The following is a 20,004-nucleotide window of genomic DNA, read 5'->3' on the forward strand; positions in this document are numbered from 1 at the left end:
GCAAGAGAGGGCGAGAGTGCGGCTGACGATGGGGATGAAAAAAGCCCTGCGCAGAGACAGGGCTTGGGAATAGGTTATGGCGAGTGAGGATCAGGCCTTGGCCAGCAGATCCATCACCCAGGGCAGGCCCTGCTTCTTGCGGCTGACAAAGCCCGGGTGGTAGCTGGACTCTGCCGGTACTTTCGGATGCTTGGTAAAGTAGATGCGGCTGGCGGCAGCCGTCAGGTCAGTCACCATCAGCACGAAGAAGTCGAGCCCTTCGCTCGCCACACGCTGGGCCATCTCCTGCTGCAGTGCCGGCAGGTGCTCGGCCAGCTGCTGCTCACAGCCTACTTCGATCTGGCTCATGATGAAGTTGCAACCTTCCGCCTGGAACGCTTTCTCATCCTGCTGTAGCAGTTGAGCTGGGGTCAGGCCGCTCAGGTCGGTTTTCGCCATCAGCAGCTGTTGGCCAAACTCGGCCAGTGATACTTCGGCCAGCGGCGCCAGACGCTCACAAGCGATCTTGTCCTGCTCGGTGGTGGTCGGCGAGGTGAGACAGAGTGTGTCGCTCATGATGGCACCCAGCATCAGGCGAGCCTGGCTGCGGGTCACGGTGCCTTGCTGACTCAGCAGATCGAAGGCGATGGTGCAGGTGCAGCCGACGGCCCGGATCCACGCATCCAGCGGAGACTGGGTGACCAGAGTGCCGAGACGGTGGTGATCCACCAGACCCAGTACATTGGCTTGTGCCAGTGTGGCGGGGCCCTGTTCCAGATCACTGAAATCCACCAGCCAGACATCTTCACCGGTCAGATCTTTGGTCAGCAACTCGGGTTCGCTGACGCCAGCCTGTTCCAGAATAAAACGGGTTTCGGTGCGCAGGTCACCCAGACGCCATGGGGTGGCCTGACGGCCTTGGCCATTGAGCCAGTCGGTGATAACCAGCGCACTGCAGATACTGTCGCTATCAGGATTCTTGTGACCAAAAACGTGGATCATAGACAAAGCCTCACAATTGGATACCCATAAAGGGGGGCAACACTATGCGAAATCCGCTGCATGAAGGCAACCGGATCCACGCCCATGTTGCTGCCAGCTTCGCCTAACTCGCCATTTTATTGATCTGGGTCGGTAATCCTGACGCGAGTTCAGTTCTCACAGTTGGCTATTGGCTATTGGCTATTGGCTATTGGCTATTGGCTATTACTGATTGCGCAGGCCATGGCTCTCGCCTGTACCTGCGCAGTCAGCGCCCTGTCAGTCGCCATCGCTGCAAATCGCGTTATCGCCTGATTCAGCAGCGCAGCAGCTCGCGAGCATTAGCCAGGGTATTGTCGGTGATCTGATCGCCGCCGAGCAAACGTGCCAATTCATTGAGACGGGCGGTCTCATCAAGGGCTCTCATTTGGGTTTCGGTGGTTTTGCCATCGGTATGCTTGCTCACCACCATATGCTGGTGGCCGTTGCCTGCCACCTGAGGCAAGTGAGTGACTACCATCACCTGGGTGGACTCCCCGAGCTGGCGCAGCAGGCGACCCACCACGGCGGCAGTCGGGCCGCTGATCCCCACATCCACTTCGTCGAAGATCAGCGTCGGGGTAGATACTTTACGGGCGCTGATCACTACGATGGCGAGGCTGATACGCGATAGTTCACCGCCTGACGCCACCTTGCCAAGTGGCTGAATGGGTTGGCCCGGGTTGGTGGTGACCATGAACTCCACCCGATCGATACCAAGCGGTGACAGGCTGCTCTGGGCGTCGGGGCGCACCTCGATGGCGAAACGGCCATCAGGCATCGCCAGTTCGTGCATGCTACTGGTCACCTTGGCGCCCAGCTCCTGAGCGTAACGCTGACGGCTCTGGCTCAGGGCTTCGGCGGCCTGGACAAACGCCTGACGGGCGTCGGCCAGCTCGTCTTCCATCCCCTCTAACCGCTCTTCGTCGGAATTGAGGCGGGCGAGATCCGAGGCCAGCTCCTGATGATGCTGGGCCAGATCTGCCGGTTTGACATGGTGCTTGCGGGCCAGATTGATCGCCTTGGAAAGGCGGGCTTCCAGCTCGTTGAAACGTTCGGGATCCAGTTCCAGCCGATCGAGGTAGCTGCGCAGCTCGCTGTGGCTCTCCTGCACTCCGATCAGGGCTTCGTTCAGCATCTCCAGTACCGGAGTGAGGCGGCTGTCCATGCTGACCAGCCCCTCGGCGCGATCGACGGCCGATTGCAGCAGGCCAGCGATAGTGGTCTCTTCGTTGTCATAGAGCAGATCGAGGCAGGCGCCGCACTCCTGCATCAACTCGGTGCCGTTAGCGAGACGCTGGTGCTCCTCCTCTATCTCTTCAAACTCCCCCGGCTGCAGGGCAAATTCGTCCAGCTCCTGCACCTGATACTCGATCAGCTGGCGACGGGCCTCCCGCTGCTGCTGTTCGGCCTTGAGCCGGTTGAGTTCGTTTTGCAGTTGGCGCCACTGCTGATAGTGCTGGCGCACCTCGTCGAGCAGCAGATGGTGACCGGCATAGCCATCGAGCAGGGCGAGCTGGTAGTCGGGTTTGAGCAGCATTTGGTGGGCATGTTGACCGTGTACGTTGACCAGTAGCTGGCCCAGATTCTTGAGCTGGGTGAGGGGGACGGGCACGCCGTTGATATAGCTGCGTGAGCGCCCCTCGGCGGAGATGACTCGCCGCACGATACACTCACCTTCGTTTTCCAGCTCGTTGGTGGCGAGCCAGGCGCGGGCGGCCGGGTTGTTGTCCAGCAGGAAGCGGGCGCTGACCTCGCTTTTGTCGCTATCGGGTCGCACCATGCCCGCTTCGGCCCGCTCTCCGAGGCAGAGACCGAGGGCATCGATGGCGATGGATTTACCGGCGCCGGTCTCACCTGTGATGCAGGTCATCCCGGGTTGCAGATCGAGTTCGAGAAACTTGACGATGGCGAAGTTGTTGACGGTCAGCTGGGTCAGCATGGTCTCATCCTGTATAGGTCAACATTACTGTTTATGCATCCAGTATATACTGGTCTTATATACAGTAAAGAGGGCACCGCCATTTTTACCACAGGAAAGGTGCGCCAGTGTGGTATGGCTATGAGAATGCGGTACTGAGCATTGACGCGCGGTACTGATATGGAGTGCAGAGGGAAATGTTGTCACGAAAGAAAAGAGAAGGGCGCCAATCAGGCGCCCTCTCTGGCAATGCCGTTGTCGGCTCACACAGGTTAAAACAGCTTGCTGCCCCAGCCGAGCTTGTTGCGCAGTACGTGGAAGTAGCTGTAGTCGAGGGGATGCACCAGATGAAGCTGGTGGTGGCTCTTCTTGATGAGGATCTCGTCCCCCGGGTGGACCGCCAGGGTCACCTGGCCATCACAGCTCACCTGCATGGCATCGTCCTGATTGTCTGGCGAGACCAGCAGCCGCACTTCGCTGTCGGCATCCAGCACGATGGGGCGACTGCTCAGAGTGTGCGGGAACATGGGCACCAGCGTGATGGCGTTGAGTTTGGGGGTGAGGATGGGGCCGCCCGCTGACAGGGAGTAAGCGGTGGAACCGGTCGGGGTGGCCACTATGATGCCATCCGAGCGCTGGCTATACATAAAGCTGCCATCGATATAGACCTCGAACTCGATCATGTGGGCGATCTTGCCGGGGTGCAGCACTGCCTCGTTGACCGCCAGATTGCTCGACTTGCGCTCGCCGTGGCGATAGACCGAAGCCTCCAGCAGGAAGCGGTGTTCGCTCTTGTAGTGACCGGAGAGCACCTGCTCCAGCGGCAGCAGATAATCCTGTGGCGAGAGATCGGTCAGAAAGCCGAGGTTACCCCGGTTGACCCCGATCACCGCCACATCGAAGCGCGACAGCACTCGCGCCGCCCCCAGCATGTTGCCGTCACCGCCGACCACGATGGCGAGATCGGCCTGCTGGCCCAGTTGCACCAGATCCATCACGTTTTCATCGAGGATGCTCAGGGTCTGGGCGACCCGGCTCTCGACCAGTACCCGAAAGCCGCGGGCGGTCAGGTATTGATGCAGGCCGGTCAGCGTCTGGTTGGCCCCTTCATGGTGGGGTTTGCCAATCAGGGCGATGGTTTTGAACGGAGAATCCATAGTCTGTCGGGTCTGGGATGAGTATTGCGGGCCAGTATACAGTGCTTTGCCCCGCTTGTGACGCTCTCCTGTGTCACGGGGGCAGCTATCCCCTTGAGTCAGCTGGCTAAAGGGTGAGCGGCAACGCCAAGAAACAGCAGCTTGCGGCAGATCATCCACCCTGATTGGCCTTTTACCCCTTGAAAGCCGGGGATGCATCCCCATAATAGCGCCAACATAGTCGGTCTGTTGTCGTCCGGTCGCTCAACCTGACGTCAGGGCCCTCATAAGTAACCCCGGAATTGGAGATGTCATGAACCACGAAGAGCAAAAGGTTGAAGCGATGGAGCAAGTGGAAGTCCAGCCAGTCGAGCCGACCGATGTAGACAGTGAAGTGACAGCCGAGCAGGCCCGCATTGCCGAACTGGAAGCGCAGCTGGAAACCGCCATCCAGAAGGCGGCGGAAGAGCGTGAACGCGCCCTGCGTACCGCCGCCGAAATGGAGAACCTGCGCCGTCGTACCGAACTGGATGTCGAGAAGGCGCACAAATTCGCCCTGGAGAAGTTCGCAGGCGAACTGCTGCCGGTGCTGGACAACCTTGAGCGTGCCATCGAACTGGCCGACAAGGAGAACGAAGCCCTCAAGCCGATGATCGAAGGTGTCGAGCTGACCCTGAAATCCATGCAGAGCGGCGTGGCCAAGTTCGGTCTGGTGGCGCTCGACCCGCTCAATCAGCCGTTTGACCCCAACGCTCATCAGGCGATGAGCATGGTGCCGAGTGCCGATGTGGCCCCGAACACCGTCATTGCCGTGATGCAGAAGGGCTACGACCTCAACGGTCGGGTGATCCGTCCGGCCATGGTGATGATCGCCAAAGCGGTCGACTGATTGGTTGTGGGTACCCGAGCCCGCCTCGTGGCGGGCTTTTTGTTTCGCAGTGCAGCACCCGCTCATGGTGCCCGGTTTCACTGCTCAACGTGACCGCGCAACCATGACAAAGGGTGTGGTTTTTTAGGGTTGGGGCTTGAAGCTGCGTCTGGCGACCCCATATAGGGTACAAGGCCGCGGCGGCACAAAAAATTTGATGCCGGGAGCTTGAAAGCCAGATTGGCAGCCCCCACCTAGCCGTTAACGCATTAAGGCGAGTTCCTCGCCAGTTTATTCAAAGTATTTGGAGATTCGTCAAATGGGTAAAATCATCGGTATTGACCTGGGTACTACCAACTCCTGCGTCGCTATTCTGGATGGCGACACTGCTCGCGTGATCGAGAACGCAGAAGGCGATCGTACTACTCCGTCCATCATTGCCTATGCCGATGATGGCGAGATCCTGGTTGGTCAGCCGGCCAAGCGTCAGGCCATCACCAACCCGAAAAACACCCTGTTCGCCATCAAGCGTCTGATCGGTCGTCGTTTTGAAGATGAAGAAGTGCAGCGTGACCTGAAAATCATGCCGTACGCCATCGCCAAAGCTGACAACGGCGATGCCTGGGTTGAAGTGAAGGGCAAGAAAATGGCACCGCCGCAGATCTCTGCCGAAGTGCTGAAAAAGATGAAGAAGACCGCCGAAGATTACCTGGGCGAGCCGGTAACCGAAGCAGTCATCACTGTTCCGGCCTACTTCAACGACGCCCAGCGTCAGGCTACCAAGGATGCCGGTCGCATCGCCGGTCTGGATGTAAAACGCATCATCAACGAACCGACTGCAGCTGCTTTCGCTTACGGCGTGAACAAGGTCAAGGGCGAGCGCAAGGTTGCCGTATATGACCTGGGTGGCGGTACTTTCGATATCTCCATCATCGAGATCGACGAAGTTGAAGGCGAAACCACCTTCGAAGTACTGGCGACCAACGGTAACACCCACCTAGGTGGTGAAGACTTCGATAACCGCGTCATCAACTATCTGGTAGACGAGTTCAAGCGTGAGCAGGGCATCGACCTGCGCAACGACCAGCTGGCGCTGCAGCGTCTGAAAGATGCCGCCGAGAAAGCCAAGATCGAGCTCTCTTCTGCCCAGCAGACCGACGTCAACCTGCCGTACATCACTGCAGATGCCACCGGTCCGAAGCACATGAACATCAAGGTGACCCGCGCCAAGCTGGAGTCCCTGGTAGAAGACATGGTGAAAGACTCTCTGGAGCCGGTTCGTGTCGCCCTGAAAGACTCCGGTCTGGCAGTTGGCGAGATCGACGACGTGATTCTGGTTGGTGGTCAGACCCGTATGCCGCTGGTTCAGAAGACCGTTGCCGAGTTCTTTGGCAAAGAGCCGCGTAAAGACGTCAACCCGGACGAAGCCGTGGCCATGGGTGCTGCCATCCAGGGTGCCGTACTGTCCGGTGACAAGACCGACGTACTGCTGCTGGACGTCACCCCGCTCTCCCTGGGTATCGAAACCATGGGTAGCGTGATGACTGCGCTGATCGAGAAGAACACCACCATCCCGACCAAGAAGTCCCAGGTGTTCTCCACTGCCGAAGACAACCAGTCTGCCGTGACCATTCACGTGCTGCAGGGTGAGCGCAAGCGCGCCAGCGACAACAAGTCTCTGGGCCAGTTCAACCTGGAAGGCATCCGTCCGGCACCGCGCGGTCTGCCGCAGATCGAAGTGACCTTCGACATCGATGCCAACGGTATCCTGCACGTCTCTGCGAAAGACAAAGAGACCAACAAAGAGCAGAAGATCACCATCCAGGCCTCCTCTGGTCTGTCCGATGACGAGATCGAGCGCATGGTACGCGAAGCCGAAGCCAACGCGGCCGAGGACAAGAAGTTTGAAGAGCTGGTGCATGCCCGCAACCAGGCTGACGGTCTGGTCCACTCCGTCCGCAAGCAGATCACCGAAGCCGGTGAAGCCCTGCCTGCCGACGAGAAGAGCAAGATCGAAGCCGCGGTGAGCGAGCTGGAAGCGGCCCTCAAGGGTGACGACAAGGCTGCCATCGAAGCCAAACAGCAGGCTCTGCTGGAAGCGTCCCAGAAGCTGATGGAAATTGCCCAGCAGCAGGCTCAGGCCCAGGGCGCAGCCGGTGCTGATGCCGGTCAGTCCTCCTCTTCTGCCAAGGCTGACGACGATGTCGTCGACGCCGAGTTCGAAGAAGTGAAAGACGACAAGAAGTAAGCCCTACCCAGATGGGCGAAGTCCGCTTCGCCCATCGGCTTGGTCAATGAATTCACGGGCGTTGGGTAACCAACGCCCGTCTGCGTAACCACAGGATGAGTATGTCGAAGCGCGATTTCTACGAAGTACTGGGTGTGGCGAAAGATGCCGACGATCGCGAGATCAAGAAGGCGTACAAGCGCCTGGCCATGAAGTATCACCCGGACCGTAACCAAGGTGATGCCGCATCCGAAGAGAAGTTCAAAGAGGTCAAGGAAGCCTACGAGGTCCTGACCGATGCCAACCTGCGTGCCCGATACGACCAGTATGGCCATGCCGGTGTTGACCCGAGCCAGGGTGGCGGTGGCCACGGTGGCTTTGGCGGCAATGCCGACTTCGCCGACATGTTTGGTGACGTATTCGGTGACATCTTCGGCGGTGGCCGTGGTGGTGCCCGTCGTGGCCCGGCCCGTGGCTCCGACCTGCGTTACACCATGGAGCTGACGCTGGAAGAGGCGGTACGCGGGGTCTCCAAGGAGATCAAGGTGCCTACCCTGGTTCACTGCGAAGTCTGTAACGGCTCCGGTGCCCACACCGGCAGCAGTGCCCAGACTTGCCCGACCTGCCACGGCTCCGGCCAGGTGCAGATGCGTCAGGGCTTCTTCGCGGTGCAGCAGGCGTGCCCGCACTGTCACGGTCGCGGCAAGATCATCAAGGATCCGTGCCGCAAGTGCCACGGTGAAGGTCGCTACCAGCGCACCAAGACCCTGTCGGTGAAAATTCCGGCGGGCGTCGATACCGGCGATCGCATCCGTCTCTCCGGCGAAGGGGAAGCGGGGGAAGCGGGGGCTCCGGCAGGGGATCTCTACGTACAGGTGCACGTCAAAGAGCACGAGATCTTCGTGCGTGACGGCAACAACCTCTACTGCGAAGTGCCCATCAGCTTCACCGCAGCTGCCCTCGGTGGCGAGATTGAAGTGCCGACCCTGGATGGCCGCGTCAAGCTCAAGGTCACTCCGGAGACCCAGACCGGCAAGATGTTCCGCATGCGTGGCAAGGGCGTCAAGTCCGTGCGCTCCGGTCAGGTAGGGGATCTGATGTGCAAGGTGGTGATCGAGACGCCGGTCAACCTCACCGAGCAGCAGAAAGAGCTGCTGCGCCAGCTGGACGAGTCGTTCAGCGGTGCCGCTGCCAAGACCCACAAGCCGAAATCGGAAGGCTTCTTCGAAGGGGTGAAACGCTTCTTCGACGATCTGACCAGCTGATTTCAGCCACCCGAATAAAAAGAGCCGGCCTTGTGCCTAATGCCAGTCAGTTAAGCCTGACTGGCATTGTTTTTATTGGCTTTTTTCACACTATACCTCTGTGGCCTTGGCTTCACGCAGCGGGGGTAACTTCGCTCCCTTCGTGCCGGCAGCACAAACTGCCCCGCCTGTTTCTCCAGGTCAGCTACCCGCTTCGGGATAGTCCCCGCTGACAGGTAGGGCATGCAGCTCAGTTCATGGATAAGATAGATCGACGCCATGTGAAAACTCAGCTGGCTCGCCGTGTATCCCTTCAGGCTCGCCGTCATCTTCACCATCTGGCTGCGCAGCAGGTTGTACGCCAGCAGCACGCCCCACAGCTCTTGCCGTATCCCCGTCGCCTTCTTGCTACGCAGGGTCAGTCGATGTTGTTGCAGGCTGTGCTTCATCTCCCGATAGCCCAACTCGATTTCCCAGCGATGGCTGTAGAGTTCAGCGATGTCAGTCCCCGGGAAGCGCATCGGGTCGACCATCGAGGTTAACACTTGGCGCTCCTTGCCGTTGATGTTGCGAGTCAGCAAGCGGGCTTCCACCGTATCCGGCAGTTGTGGCCACTTCTTGCGTGCCTGTGGACTGGTCGTCAGGCGCACCAGCACATCCTGGCGCCCCAGCTTGCGTACCACCTCGTATTGCGTGCCCTTTTTGAGCGGCAGCAGCCAGTGCCGCTCGCTACCCGCAGTTTGCCAGGCATGTAGCAGACCGAGGGAGTAAAACCCCTTGTCGAACAGGGTCAGCGAGTGGTCCGGCGTGCGCGCGACAAGCTGTTCGGCCAGCACCATCTCGTTGACGGCGCAGCTCTCCATGACAGCCTGAACAAGCAGGTGACTGGTCAGCTCCATCTGGCAGAGCATGCGTACCTGCGGATAGGCTGTCTCGCCATGCTGGGTGCCGGGCTTGGCAAACGCGGCGGTATTGTCCAGGGTATCGGGCGTGCGCCACATCACGCCATCGACGGCGAGCAGTTGCAGCCCGGCCCAGCCGGGGTGATTGGCCTGCTGGTGCCAGAGCGAGGCTGTCTCGTGAAACAACCGCTCGATGCTCTTGTCCCCGAGCTTTTGGCGGGCTTGCAGGAAGGCGCTGGGGGCAACAAAGGGACGGTCACCGGGCAACAGGATATCGAGCTGATTGACCAGCTGGGTCATGGGGACATGGCGGAACATGGCCATGCCGATGATGGCCCAGACCAGGCGCTCCATGGGCATGCGGCGACGGCGCAGGGTCACGACATCCTCTTCGGCGAGCAGAGTTGTGATGAGCTCGGGGGAAATGAGGTCGGAGAGTGACTCAAACTGAGCGGGATTGCTGGCGTGGAGGAAGTCGAGAGCCTGTACGATACGCATAAAAAATCCGAAACCAATCAACAGGTTTCGGATTTTTACACATCAGGAGGATCGGTCAATGGATCCTTAACTGATCGGCATTACGGCCTTGTGCCGGCTCTTTTTTTGCCCGCCGTTTAGCCCGGATCCGCCTTATTGAGTGGATCCTGATGAGGGATCCTCCTCACAACTCCCGCCAATTCCTGCTGTACAAATGTTATCCCGCTCACACTGTTGCTGAAACGGTTTAGGTGTCATATTGAGTTAGCTAAAGCGGTTTAGCTATGCTCTGGCTGTCGATAACAACAGCGCCCGTTCGGGCTACAGATGACAGGTGAGGAAGATGATGATGTTCAAGAGCAAGTTGGCGCTGGCGGTAGCGCTGGGATTGGGGATGAGCAACCCGCTATGGGCGGCGGATGGCGGTATCGAGGCCCGTCTGGCGGCGCTGGAGGCGCGGGTACAGGCGGCCGAAGCGAGAGCCGAGGCGGCAGAGATCCGTGCCGATCAGGCCGAGGTGAAGGCGAGCGCCGCCAGCGAGCAGGCGCAGGTGGCCGACAGCCGTAGCCAGAAGGTGGATGAGAAGACCGCCGGTGCCCAGGGCTTCGAGTTTCACGGCTATGCCCGCTCGGGCCTCTTGGTCAACGGCAATGGCAATGGTGGCCGCGGTGGCCCCTACCTCACGCCAGCCGGTTCGGTGGGCGGGGCTGTCGGCCGCCTTGGCAACGAGGATGACACCTACATGGAGGCCAACCTGCTGAAAACCCAGACCTTCGAGGATGGCAGCTGGGCCCGCTACAAGCTGATGCTGGCAGACGGGGTGGAGACCAGCAACGACTGGACCGCCAGCGATTCGAGCCTCAATACCCGTCAGGTGTTTGCCGAGATCGGCAATCTGGCGAGCTTCGACGGCCCCTTCAAGAATGCAGTGCTGTGGGCGGGCAAGCGCTTTGACCGCGACAACTTCGACATCCACTGGCTCGATTCCGACGTGGTGTTCCTGGCCGGTACCGGCGGCGGCGTCTACGACGTGCAGCTGGCCGACAGCTGGAAGGCCAACTTTTCCCTCTACGGCCGCGATTACGGCGACATCAGCGCCAGCGGCCTCTCCGATATCGAGAGCTACATCCTCACCATGAACAACCGCGTCGGCAACTGGCAATGGATGGTGAACGGTCTCTCGGCCAAGGACAATGACGCCCGCATCAATGACAAGGGGGCGGGCAGCGAGGCGGCGGACAAGGGGGCACACACCCTGCTGGCCTACCACGGCGAGAGCTTCTTCGGCATCAACCCCGGTTTTGCCAAGGCGGCGGTGTTGTATGGTCATGGGCTGGGGGCCGAGGTCAAGGGGCTGGGCTCTGATAGCGAGCTGCTGCCGGACGCCGATGCGGTGCGGGTCGCCGTGTTTGGTGCCATCGATCTCAACTCGCGCTGGCGTTTTGCCCCGGCCCTGCTGGCCGAGCAGAGTCAGGATCGCTATGTGAAAGGGGACGAGTACCGCTGGCTTACCTTCAATACCCGGGTGGCGCAGGTGCTGAGCCAGAACGTCGAGCTGGTCTACGAGGCAGCCTGGCAGTACATGGATCTCGATCCCAAGGGCTACAAGGGACGCCAGGCGGTCAACGGCAACTTCACCAAGCTCACCTTCGCCCCCACCTTCAAGGCGCAGACCGCCGGTTTCTTCGAGCGGCCCGAGCTGCGGGTATTTGCCAGCTGGATGGACTGGTCCTCCGAGCTCGACAACTACGCCAGCGACGATGCCATGGGTCAGAGCAACTTCACCGCCGGTGGCGAGTGGAACTTTGGCGTACAGATGGAAACCTGGTTCTAGTTCGTTATCCCGATCACAAAAATGGCAGCCGGTGCCGAGATCTGTTGGTTGGCTAAAACGGTTTAGCTAATAATGCCAGCCAACAGAACAGAGTTCGGGTTTGACCGTGGATCCGATGCAGCAGTGGAGTAGCAAGGTGACGAATCGTGTATGGGTAATGGGGGATGCGGTGGTGGACTTGATCCCGGAAGGGGAGAGGCACTACCTCAAGTGTCCGGGTGGCGCGCCCGCCAATGTGGCCGTTGGCGTGGCACGGCTGGGTGGCGATGCGGCCTTTATCGGCCGGGTCGGTGCCGATCCGTTTGGCCGCTTTATGGCCGACACCCTGAGCGGGGAGGGGGTGGATATCGGTGCGCTGCGGCTCGATCCTGACCATCGCACCTCTACCGTGCTGGTGGCACTGGATGATGAGGGGGAGCGCAGCTTCACCTTCATGGTGCGCCCCAGTGCCGACCAGTTCCTCACCCCGGATGAGTTGCCCCGCTTTGATGCCAGTCAGTGGTTGCTCACCTGCTCCATCGCGCTCGCCAACGAGCCGGTGCGCACCAGCTGCCTGCAGGCCATGGCCGCCATCAAGGCTGCAGGCGGGCGGGTCTGTTTTGACCCCAACCTGCGCCCAGAGGTGTGGGGCAACCCCGCCGAGATGCTGCCGCTAGTACGTCAGGCTATTGCGCAGGCGGATGTGGTCAAGCTCTCGGTGGAGGAGCTGCAACTGCTGAGCGGCGAGGATGAGCTGGCCGCCGGACTCGCGACGCTCTCTGGCCCAGTGCTGGTGCTGGTGACCCGGGGGGCGGCCGGTGTGGTGGCTCGCCTCGATGGCGAGCTGCTGGAGTGGGTGGGGCAGAAAGTGACTCCGCTCGACACCACGGGGGCGGGGGATGCCTTCGTCGCCGGGCTGCTGGCGGCGCTGGCCGGGCGTTCGTCGCTGCCGACGCTGGCCGAACTGCCCGCCATCCTGGCGCAGGCCCACGGCTGCGGGGCGCTCGCCACCACTGCCAAGGGGGCGATGACGGCGCTGCCGACCCGCAGCGAACTGGATAAATTTTTGCGATCAGACACAAGCGGCTGTTGATCTGCGGCTAGAAGCCCGGCTCGACAGCCCCTACTCTCATGTGACAAGGGCCCGCCAGAGTGGCGGGTCATAAGAGGAAGAATATGAATATCAGTGCGATAGCCAAGGATCTGGTGCCCCTGCTCGGGGGCAAGGAGAACATCGTCAGCGCCGCCCACTGCGCCACCCGGCTGCGGCTGGTGCTGGCCGATGACAGCAAGGTGAACAAGGCCGCCATCGACAAGCTGGAGGGGGTCAAGGGGTGCTTTAGCAACGCGGGTCAAATTCAGGTGATCTTCGGCACCGGCTTGGTCAACAAGGTCTATGCCGAGTTCGTGGCGCTGACCGGTACCGGCACCGCCAGCAAGGCGGAGCTGACCGACCTGGCGGCGGCCAAGCTCAACGTGGCCCAGCGGTTGGCGCGAACCCTCTCCAACATCTTTGTGCCGATCATTCCGGCCATCGTCGCCTCGGGCCTACTGATGGGGCTGCTCGGCATGGTGCGCACCTACGGTTGGGTCAATGCCGACAGCGCCCCGTTTGTGATGCTCGACATGTTCAGTTCGGCGGCATTTATCATATTGCCGATCCTCATCGGCTTTACGGCGGCGCGGGAGTTTGGCGGCAATCCGTACCTCGGTGCGACCCTCGGCGGCATTCTCACCCACCCGGCGCTGACCAACGCCTGGGGCGTGGCCGGTGGCTTCAAGACCATGGACTTCTTCGGGCTGGATGTGGCCATGATCGGCTATCAGGGCACCGTCTTCCCGGTGCTGCTGGCGGTCTGGTTTATGTCCCATCTGGAGAAACAGCTGCGCAAGCGCATTCCGGATGCACTGGATCTGATCCTCACGCCGTTTCTCACCGTCATCATCACCGGTTTCGTGGCGCTGCTCTTTATCGGCCCGGCGGGACGCGTGCTGGGGGATGGCATCTCGTTCGGCCTGAGCGCCCTCTATGAGCAGGCGGGCTGGCTGGCGGGGCTGGTGTTTGGCGGCACCTATTCGCTGATCGTCATCACCGGCATCCATCACAGCTTCCACGCCATCGAGGCGGGGCTGCTGACCAACCCGCAAATTGGCGTCAACTTCCTGCTGCCGATCTGGGCCATGGCCAACGTGGCCCAGGGCGGTGCCTGCCTCGCGGTCTACTTCAAGACCCGGGACGTCAAGATAAAGGCCATTACGGTGCCGGCGGCCATGTCCTGCCTGCTTGGCATCACAGAGGCGGCGATCTTTGGCGTCAACCTGCGCTACATCAAGCCCTTCCTGGCCGGTCTGTTTGGCGGTGCCTGCGGCGGTGCCTACGTGGTGGCGGCCAAGGTGGGGATGACGGCGGTGGGGCTGACAGGTATTCCAGGCATGGCAATCGTCCAGCCCATGAGCCTCATCCACTACGTCATCGGGCTGGTGATCGCCTTTGTCGCCGCCTTCGCCGCTTCCTACCTGCTCAAGTACAAGGTGGAGTGATGAAGGAAAGCGATCTTCTCAACCAGATTGTCCGGTCGTTGCTGGCCGGACAGCTCAAGGCGGCGGCCGATCCCCATCGGCCCCGCTGGCACCTGGCGGCCCCGGTGGGGCTGCTTAACGATCCCAACGGTTTTATCGAACACGACGGGCGCTACCACCTCTTCTACCAGTGGAATCCGCTCGGCTGCGAACACCGCAACAAGGGCTGGGGCCATGTCACCTCCACCGATCTGCTGCATTGGCAGCACGAGCCGGTGGCGCTGTTGCCCACCGAAGCCTATGAGAGCCACGGCTGCTATTCGGGCTCGGCGGTGAGCGACGAGCAGGGGCGCCTGACCCTTATCTACACCGGCAATGTCAAATACCCGGACGGCAGCCGCACCGCCTATCAGTGTCTGGCCCGCGCCGACGGTGAGGGCGGTTTCGAGAAGCTGGGCCCTGTGCTGGATCTGCCGCAAGGCTACAGCGGCCATGTGCGGGACCCAAAGGTGTGGCACGACGGCCAGCAGTGGCTGATGGTGCTGGGGGCCCGCACCCTGGACGATCGGGGTGAGGTGCTGCTCTATCGCGGCGACACCCTGCAAAGTTGGCAGCCGGTAGGCCCCATCGCTGGCAGCGGGCGCGGGGGGCTGGGGGAGTTTGGCTATATGTGGGAGTGCCCTGATCTCTTCCCGCTAGGGGATCGCCATGTGCTGATCAGCTGCCCCCAAGGCATAGCGCCCCAAGGGGAGGATTATCGCAACCTCTACCAGTGCGGCTGGCTGGCGGGCGATTTTGACGGCGAGCGCTTCGAGCACGGGGCTTTCCACGAGCTGGACCGTGGCTTCGAGTTCTATGCGCCGCAAACCACCCGAGACAGTCAGGGTCGTCGCCTCTTGTTTGGCTGGCTGGGGCTGCCGGAGGAGAACGAGATGAGCCAACCGACTGTCGCTCACGGCTGGATCCACCAGATGAGCTGCCCGCGGGAGCTGTTCTGGCAGGATGAGTGGCTCTGCCAGCGACCGGTGGCGGAGCTGGCGGCATTGAAGGGAGAGCAGACCCGTTTCGAGGGGACGCTTGGCGAATTTCCGGGGCTGGCCATCGACTCGGCCTGGCTCGATCTGGATCTCTGTGGCGAGGGGAGCCTCTGGTTCGGCGCTGTGGCCGAGCTGGTGTGGCAGCCGGGGCGCATCACCCTGCGGCGCCAGAACTGGCAGAGTGGAGCGTGGGAGACCCGCAGCAGCCCATGGTCTGGCGGGCGGATCACCGTGCTGTGTGATCGCTCCAGTCTGGAGTGTTTCATCGATGAGGGTCGCCACAGCCTGTCGGCGCGCTACTTCCCCGGGGAAAAGCCGCAACTTTCATCAGGTAACGGCGATGATGGCTGCAAAATTTGCCTCAATCACTGGCCGCTGTCGGCGTGCCTAGTACAATAGCCCGGTTCTAGTCAGCCGGGAGGCCAGGTGGAGAAGAAGAAACGGATCACGATTGCCCAGATCGCCGAACTGGCGGGGGTGTCCAAGGCGACCGCCAGTCTGGTGCTCAACGGGAAGAGTGCGGAGTACCGGATTGCCGACGATACCCGCAAGCGCATTCAGGCGGTGGCGGATGAGTGTCACTACCTGCCGAGCTTTCACGCCCGCTCCCTGCGCGAGACCCGCAGTTACACCTGGGGATTGGTGATCCCCGATCTCACCAACTTCGGTTTCGCCCGCATCGCCCGCGCCCTCGAAGCCCACTGCCGGGAGGCGGGCATCCAGCTGCTGATCGCCTGTTCCGAGGATGATCCCGCCCTCGAGCAGCGGGTGGTGGACAACCTCATCAGCCGTCAGGTGGATGGGCTGATTGTCGCCTCCAGCGGCCACAGCGATGACATCTATGCCCGCATTCACGATCGTCTGCCGGTGGTGCAGCTAGACCGTCACATCGGCGAGTCGCGCCTGCCCATGGTGATCTCCGATGCCTGCAAGGCCACCGCCGAGCTGGTGCGGGACATGACCAGCGAGTGCGGCGAGGAGATCTACTACTTCGGCGGCCTGCTGGATCTCTCCCCCAGCCGTCACCGGCTGGCGGGCTACGAGCTGGGGCTCCATCGCGCCGGTTTCGAGGCCGATGCAGCCCGGGTGCGCCATCGTGACTACCAGCCGAGCTCCGGTTATCAGCTGATGGCCGAGCTGGTGGCCGAGTTGGGGGCACTCCCCAGGGGGCTCTTTACCGCCTCCTTTACCCTGCTGGAAGGGGTGCTGCGCTACCTCAACGAGGCGGGGCTGATGGAGACGGGGATGCGGCTCTGTACCTTCGATGATCACGACCTGCTCGACTGCATTCCGATGCGCATCGACTCGGTGGCGCAGGATTGCCCGGCGCTGGCCCGTGCCGCCTTCGAGCTGATGCAGCAGCTGATTGCGGGCAATCCCCCGGCGCAGACTGCCCAGGTGATCACCCCCAAGGTATGCTGGCGCAGTCGCCGCTAGCCACGCCGATTCGTCCATCCCATATGAGAAAGCCCCGCCATTGCTGGCGGGGCTTTTTGCTGTTGGTGGATGGAGCCATTCCTCTGACTGGCAGCTCAATCCGTGGTGCTGGCGCGCCAGAATACCTGCTTGATATGGGGATGGATGGCCAGTTTTTGCATCAGGGCATCCAGCTCGTCGCCATCGATGGAGGTGGCGAGCAGCACCGCCGAGATCTCCAGATCCCGCACTCCGAACGGCTCGATATCGAGTTCGCTCAAGGGGTAGTTTGCCTGCTCCAGCATCTCTTCCAGCCAGTGCAGCACCTCTTTTTGATGTTCACGCTGGGTCAGCGCCGTCACCTTGTAGGTCACTTCGGTGTCGGTATTGTCCACCGGGCGGCGGTTGATCTGATTGACCAGCGGGCGCAGCAGGGTATTGGCGGCCAGCACAAAGAGGGCGCCCAGAATTGCCTCCATGGCCAGTCCGGCGCCACAGGCGGCGCCGACCGCTGCCACGCCCCAGAGGGTGGCGGCGGTGTTGATGCCGCGGATATTGCCTGACTCGCGCATGATGACGCCGGCACCGAGAAAGCCGATACCGGAGACGATATAGGCCACCACATGGACCACGTTGTAGTTGCCGCCGTGCAGGTCATAGATGCGCTGGGCCAGACTGACGAACAGGGCGGCCCCCACGGCGACCAGCACGTTGGTGCGAAGGCCCGCGGTACGTTGGCGGTACTGGCGCTCCAGCCCGACCAGACTGCCAAGCACAAAGGCGAGCAGCAGGCTGGCCAGGGTGTCGAGCAGGGAGATCATGTCAATTTGTTGCCACATCTTCATGGCGTACTCCTTCTGATGAGTGCTGGCTTGGCGCAATCCATGATGAAACGCCGGGTGGCGGATGGATCAGGGGATGATTGCGCGGATAGCCAGCAGAAAAACAACACAGCGCGCCCGCCTTCGGGCGCTCGGGGTGCGAGCCGAGCATAGGCGTGAGCATAGGTTCGAACATAGGTGCGAGCATGGTCGGCGTATCGGCTATCCGATCCGCCGCAGAGCAAGCTGTTGCTCACGACAAGGGGGCCAGCGTGGCTGGCCCCTTTCACTGTGGTTAACGCAGGTGTGCGGTCAGTTGAGTTCGGGATCGCAGTCGATGCGCGGGCGCAGTTGCCAGCGCACCGGATGTGCTACTCCGACCTGATGAACAAACTGCACCAGATAGCGTCGCTGGGGCGGGGTGCACTGCAGGTTGAGCACCAGCTCACGCCCGCCGCCGCGACCCGGCTTCATCGATTGCATCGGTTGCAGCCCGGCCGGTTGCAGGGTGTGGTTCACCATATCCAGCACCTGCTCCATATCGGCGCGATCCTCGCAGCGGATCTGCAGCCGGTAGTGGTGCTGGCGCTGTTTGCCGCCCAGCCAGCGTGGCAGCATGCCACGGCCAAACTTGCTCAGCCGGGGGTGAGCCCGGGTTGCAACAGAACCTGTTGCGACCGCGCGATCCGCAGCCGGTTTGATTGAGATAAAACGCATAGCAGCCTCCTTGTGGGAAGCAGAAACTATGCAGGCATAGCGACCGTGGCGGTTGGCCACTGGTTGCCGGACGTCAAGTGTAAAAAGGGAGAAGAGGGGAGTGGATTTCCGCTTCTCGCAGGGTTGCGAGTTGCGGCAGAGGAAATCTGCGGCTAGCTCGCGACCGGGGTGCCGACGATAAGGGTCGGCAGACATCTGTCACTTGATGAGTTGCCCACTGATGGTCTCCGCTGTGTTAAGAACGGCGAAATGGTACTCATCCAGAGCGGTGAGGTAAAGCCTCAACTCCCTTTCAGCAACATTTAGATACAAGTTTGTCAATAATCGGGGTCGGCTGGCTACTACAAGGACGATGAAAGAGCGTTGAGTACCATCACCGCCCTCGCTCCATCTTCTGCTCTCCCCACCGTGACCCTATTTCAACCCCAGCCGTTTGAGGATCATGGCGGCCGGGCAGAAACCGGTGAAGGCGCTCTGGATCAGGTTGACCCCGACAAAGGCACTCAACCAGACAAAACCCGGATGGACCCAGTTGGTAAGGATCAGCGAGAGCAGCAACATGCAACCCGCGACGATTCTGACGCCGTTATCTACTGTCATGGTCTTTCTCCCTATCTACTTTAGATATTGCTAATTTAGTGTTGTTTTATACAATAGAACAAATATCAGCAATTGCTAATTTACTCTTATGAGCCAATTCGACGAGATGAACAGACATGCGACAGCCGCCGCCTCCCTGCTCAAGGCGTTGGCTCATCCCGAACGCCTGATGGTGCTCTGCCAGCTGGTGGAGGGGGAGAAGGGAGTCGGGGAGTTGCTGGCTCACAGCCAACTCGGCCAGTCGGCCTTCTCCCAGCAACTTTCGGTATTGAAGCGCCATGGCCTGATCCGTTCGCGCAAAGTCTCCCAGCAGATCTACTACTCGCTGGTGAGCGAGGCGGCCGCCGATGTGCTGGGGGCGCTGCAAACCCATTTTTGTCACTCAGAAAATAAGGAATCTTGATGATGGAAAGCCAATGGCTGCTCTCTTTGGGCGGCGGCATGCTGGCGGGGCTCGCGGCCCTGATCCTGATGTTGTTCAACGGCCGGGTGGCCGGGATCAGCGGCATTCTGGCCGGTGCCTTGCAACACCGCGCGCCGTGGCGTGTGCTGTTTCTGCTGGGGCTCGGGGCGGGGGCCTGGCTGGCGCTGACTCTGGGTTGGGCCAGCATGCCCGCATTCACCACCTTGCCCGGCTGGCCTGTAGTGCTGCTGGCCGGTCTGCTGGTCGGCATCGGTACCCGTCTTGGCAATGGCTGCACCAGCGGCCACGGCATCTGTGGCATGGGGCGGCTCTCCCTGCGCTCCATCGTCGCCACCCTCACCTTTATGGCGGCAGGCTTTATCACCGTCTTCGTCACTCATCATCTGCTGTAAGGGGCTGATTGCCATGAAGTTGCTGACTAGTCTGTTTGCGGGTGTGTTGTTCGGACTGGGGATGGCCATCTCCGGCATGATGGATCCCGCCCGGGTCACCGGTTTTCTCGATCTGGCAGGCACTTGGGATCCCAGCCTTGCCTTCGTGATGGGGGGCGCCCTGCTGGTCTTTATGCCGGGTTATTTTCTGCTGGTGAAACCCCGTCGCCAGAGCGTGCTGGGGGAGCCCATCGTTGCTGTACCAGCCCCAAGGCTGGATCGCCGGCTGGTCGGCGGGGCCGCGCTGTTTGGCATCGGCTGGGGGCTGGTGGGCATCTGCCCGGGGCCTGCTCTGAGTCTCATTTCCAGCGGGCAGCCCATGATAATGTTGTTTATCGCGGCCATGGTGGCCGGGATCTTGCTGTTTGATAGAGGGCTGGCCAGGGTGCTGACCAAGGCGCCAGCTCGGGGAAAGGATAAGGTGCGCCAGTCCCATACCGGCTGATCCCGT

The 20,004-nt window shown here is 61.1% G+C and carries 18 protein-coding genes; 11 read left to right on the plus strand and 7 right to left on the minus strand.

Features of this window, described 5'->3' with window-relative positions; translation table 11 throughout:
- Nucleotides 1-90: 90 nt before the first annotated feature.
- The 3 genes from I6G90_RS01275 to nadK all read right to left on the minus strand — a co-directional run bounded on the left by I6G90_RS01275 (nucleotide 91) and on the right by nadK (nucleotide 4,077).
- Nucleotides 91-981: a manganese-dependent inorganic pyrophosphatase gene (locus I6G90_RS01275; RefSeq protein WP_197929372.1), complete on the minus strand. Its 891-nt coding sequence runs from the start codon at nucleotides 979-981 to the stop codon at nucleotides 91-93.
- 295 nt (nucleotides 982-1,276) lie between these two features.
- Nucleotides 1,277-2,941, minus strand: coding sequence for a DNA repair protein RecN (gene recN / locus I6G90_RS01280; RefSeq protein WP_197929374.1), 1,665 nt, complete (start codon nucleotides 2,939-2,941; stop codon nucleotides 1,277-1,279).
- Between the two features lie 251 nt (nucleotides 2,942-3,192).
- Complete coding sequence (nadK, locus tag I6G90_RS01285) at nucleotides 3,193-4,077, minus strand: NAD(+) kinase (protein ID WP_042018657.1); 885 nt, start codon at nucleotides 4,075-4,077, stop codon at nucleotides 3,193-3,195.
- Nucleotides 4,078-4,369: 292 nt separating this feature from the next.
- Here nadK and grpE point away from each other — a divergent pair, with 292 nt between their 5' ends.
- From grpE to dnaJ, 3 genes are all read left to right on the plus strand, one after another.
- Nucleotides 4,370-4,945 carry a nucleotide exchange factor GrpE gene (gene grpE, locus I6G90_RS01290; RefSeq protein WP_042058176.1) on the plus strand — a complete coding sequence of 192 codons (576 nt, stop codon included), beginning with the start codon at nucleotides 4,370-4,372 and terminating at the stop codon, nucleotides 4,943-4,945.
- Nucleotides 4,946-5,243: 298 nt separating this feature from the next.
- Nucleotides 5,244-7,172, plus strand: coding sequence for a molecular chaperone DnaK (gene dnaK / locus I6G90_RS01295; RefSeq protein WP_042058174.1), 1,929 nt, complete (start codon nucleotides 5,244-5,246; stop codon nucleotides 7,170-7,172).
- Nucleotides 7,173-7,273: 101 nt separating this feature from the next.
- Complete coding sequence (dnaJ, locus tag I6G90_RS01300; protein WP_033136595.1) at nucleotides 7,274-8,416, plus strand: molecular chaperone DnaJ; 1,143 nt, start codon at nucleotides 7,274-7,276, stop codon at nucleotides 8,414-8,416.
- A 50-nt stretch (nucleotides 8,417-8,466) separates the two neighbouring features.
- On the opposite strand, the gene I6G90_RS01305 is transcribed toward dnaJ, so the two are convergent.
- Nucleotides 8,467-9,795, minus strand: coding sequence for an IS4 family transposase (locus I6G90_RS01305; protein ID WP_197928825.1), 1,329 nt, complete (start codon nucleotides 9,793-9,795; stop codon nucleotides 8,467-8,469).
- A gap of 322 nt (nucleotides 9,796-10,117) precedes the next feature.
- On the opposite strand from I6G90_RS01305, the gene I6G90_RS01310 reads away from it, so the two are divergent.
- From I6G90_RS01310 to I6G90_RS01330, 5 genes are all read left to right on the plus strand, one after another.
- On the plus strand, nucleotides 10,118-11,608 hold the full coding sequence (locus I6G90_RS01310) for a carbohydrate porin (RefSeq protein ID WP_197929376.1): 1,491 nt from the start codon (nucleotides 10,118-10,120) through the stop codon (nucleotides 11,606-11,608).
- Between the two features lie 115 nt (nucleotides 11,609-11,723).
- Nucleotides 11,724-12,680 carry an aminoimidazole riboside kinase gene (locus tag I6G90_RS01315; protein WP_197929378.1) on the plus strand — a complete coding sequence of 319 codons (957 nt, stop codon included), beginning with the start codon at nucleotides 11,724-11,726 and terminating at the stop codon, nucleotides 12,678-12,680.
- Nucleotides 12,681-12,763: 83 nt separating this feature from the next.
- Nucleotides 12,764-14,128, plus strand: coding sequence for a sucrose-specific PTS transporter subunit IIBC (locus tag I6G90_RS01320; protein ID WP_197929380.1), 1,365 nt, complete (start codon nucleotides 12,764-12,766; stop codon nucleotides 14,126-14,128).
- The gene (locus I6G90_RS01325; protein ID WP_197929382.1) at nucleotides 14,128-15,543 is read left to right on the plus strand and encodes a glycoside hydrolase family 32 protein; all 1,416 of its coding nucleotides are present in this window, start codon (nucleotides 14,128-14,130) and stop codon (nucleotides 15,541-15,543) included. Before I6G90_RS01320 ends, I6G90_RS01325 begins: the two co-directional genes overlap by 1 nt.
- A 27-nt stretch (nucleotides 15,544-15,570) precedes the next feature.
- A complete protein-coding gene (locus I6G90_RS01330) occupies nucleotides 15,571-16,581 on the plus strand; it encodes a substrate-binding domain-containing protein (RefSeq protein WP_197929384.1) in 1,011 nt (336 codons plus the stop codon).
- Nucleotides 16,582-16,676: 95 nt separating this feature from the next.
- On the opposite strand, the gene I6G90_RS01335 is transcribed toward I6G90_RS01330, so the two are convergent.
- The 3 genes from I6G90_RS01335 to I6G90_RS01345 form a co-directional block, all read right to left on the minus strand.
- Entirely contained in the window at nucleotides 16,677-17,405 is a 729-nt protein-coding gene (locus I6G90_RS01335) for an MgtC/SapB family protein (RefSeq protein ID WP_042657034.1), read from the minus strand.
- A gap of 288 nt (nucleotides 17,406-17,693) precedes the next feature.
- Nucleotides 17,694-18,098 (minus strand): hypothetical protein, encoded by a 405-nt coding sequence (locus I6G90_RS01340; protein WP_197929386.1) that lies wholly within the window; start codon nucleotides 18,096-18,098, stop codon nucleotides 17,694-17,696.
- A 414-nt stretch (nucleotides 18,099-18,512) separates the two neighbouring features.
- Nucleotides 18,513-18,698 carry a YgaP family membrane protein gene (locus I6G90_RS01345; RefSeq protein WP_197929387.1) on the minus strand — a complete coding sequence of 62 codons (186 nt, stop codon included), beginning with the start codon at nucleotides 18,696-18,698 and terminating at the stop codon, nucleotides 18,513-18,515.
- An 88-nt stretch (nucleotides 18,699-18,786) separates the two neighbouring features.
- Here I6G90_RS01345 and I6G90_RS01350 point away from each other — a divergent pair, with 88 nt between their 5' ends.
- The 3 genes from I6G90_RS01350 to I6G90_RS01360 are packed head-to-tail and all read left to right on the plus strand — an operon-like array spanning nucleotide 18,787 to nucleotide 19,998.
- Nucleotides 18,787-19,101 (plus strand): ArsR/SmtB family transcription factor, encoded by a 315-nt coding sequence (locus I6G90_RS01350; RefSeq protein WP_058058004.1) that lies wholly within the window; start codon nucleotides 18,787-18,789, stop codon nucleotides 19,099-19,101.
- Complete coding sequence (locus I6G90_RS01355; protein ID WP_029304077.1) at nucleotides 19,101-19,514, plus strand: YeeE/YedE family protein; 414 nt, start codon at nucleotides 19,101-19,103, stop codon at nucleotides 19,512-19,514. Before I6G90_RS01350 ends, I6G90_RS01355 begins: the two co-directional genes overlap by 1 nt.
- A gap of 13 nt (nucleotides 19,515-19,527) precedes the next feature.
- Complete coding sequence (locus tag I6G90_RS01360; protein WP_197929389.1) at nucleotides 19,528-19,998, plus strand: YeeE/YedE family protein; 471 nt, start codon at nucleotides 19,528-19,530, stop codon at nucleotides 19,996-19,998.
- The last annotated feature ends 6 nt before the right edge of the window (nucleotides 19,999-20,004 follow it).

The organism is Aeromonas allosaccharophila (assembly GCF_016026615.1).
Taxonomy (GTDB): domain Bacteria; phylum Pseudomonadota; class Gammaproteobacteria; order Enterobacterales; family Aeromonadaceae; genus Aeromonas; species Aeromonas allosaccharophila.

What these genes read in the sequence shown, in the direction of transcription:
- I6G90_RS01275 (WP_197929372.1), bottom strand. Translation starts at nt 981, where the DNA reads ATGATCCACGTTTTTGGTCACAAGAATCCTGATAGCGACAGTATCTGC.
- recN (WP_197929374.1), bottom strand. Translation starts at nt 2,941, where the DNA reads ATGCTGACCCAGCTGACCGTCAACAACTTCGCCATCGTCAAGTTTCTC.
- nadK (WP_042018657.1), bottom strand. Translation starts at nt 4,077, where the DNA reads ATGGATTCTCCGTTCAAAACCATCGCCCTGATTGGCAAACCCCACCAT.
- grpE (WP_042058176.1), top strand. Translation starts at nt 4,370, where the DNA reads ATGAACCACGAAGAGCAAAAGGTTGAAGCGATGGAGCAAGTGGAAGTC.
- dnaK (WP_042058174.1), top strand. Translation starts at nt 5,244, where the DNA reads ATGGGTAAAATCATCGGTATTGACCTGGGTACTACCAACTCCTGCGTC.
- dnaJ (WP_033136595.1), top strand. Translation starts at nt 7,274, where the DNA reads ATGTCGAAGCGCGATTTCTACGAAGTACTGGGTGTGGCGAAAGATGCC.
- I6G90_RS01305 (WP_197928825.1), bottom strand. Translation starts at nt 9,795, where the DNA reads ATGCGTATCGTACAGGCTCTCGACTTCCTCCACGCCAGCAATCCCGCT.
- I6G90_RS01310 (WP_197929376.1), top strand. Translation starts at nt 10,118, where the DNA reads ATGATGATGTTCAAGAGCAAGTTGGCGCTGGCGGTAGCGCTGGGATTG.
- I6G90_RS01315 (WP_197929378.1), top strand. Translation starts at nt 11,724, where the DNA reads ATGCAGCAGTGGAGTAGCAAGGTGACGAATCGTGTATGGGTAATGGGG.
- I6G90_RS01320 (WP_197929380.1), top strand. Translation starts at nt 12,764, where the DNA reads ATGAATATCAGTGCGATAGCCAAGGATCTGGTGCCCCTGCTCGGGGGC.
- I6G90_RS01325 (WP_197929382.1), top strand. Translation starts at nt 14,128, where the DNA reads ATGAAGGAAAGCGATCTTCTCAACCAGATTGTCCGGTCGTTGCTGGCC.
- I6G90_RS01335 (WP_042657034.1), bottom strand. Translation starts at nt 17,405, where the DNA reads ATGAAGATGTGGCAACAAATTGACATGATCTCCCTGCTCGACACCCTG.
- I6G90_RS01340 (WP_197929386.1), bottom strand. Translation starts at nt 18,098, where the DNA reads ATGCGTTTTATCTCAATCAAACCGGCTGCGGATCGCGCGGTCGCAACA.
- I6G90_RS01345 (WP_197929387.1), bottom strand. Translation starts at nt 18,698, where the DNA reads ATGACAGTAGATAACGGCGTCAGAATCGTCGCGGGTTGCATGTTGCTG.
- I6G90_RS01350 (WP_058058004.1), top strand. Translation starts at nt 18,787, where the DNA reads ATGAGCCAATTCGACGAGATGAACAGACATGCGACAGCCGCCGCCTCC.
- I6G90_RS01355 (WP_029304077.1), top strand. Translation starts at nt 19,101, where the DNA reads ATGATGGAAAGCCAATGGCTGCTCTCTTTGGGCGGCGGCATGCTGGCG.
- I6G90_RS01360 (WP_197929389.1), top strand. Translation starts at nt 19,528, where the DNA reads ATGAAGTTGCTGACTAGTCTGTTTGCGGGTGTGTTGTTCGGACTGGGG.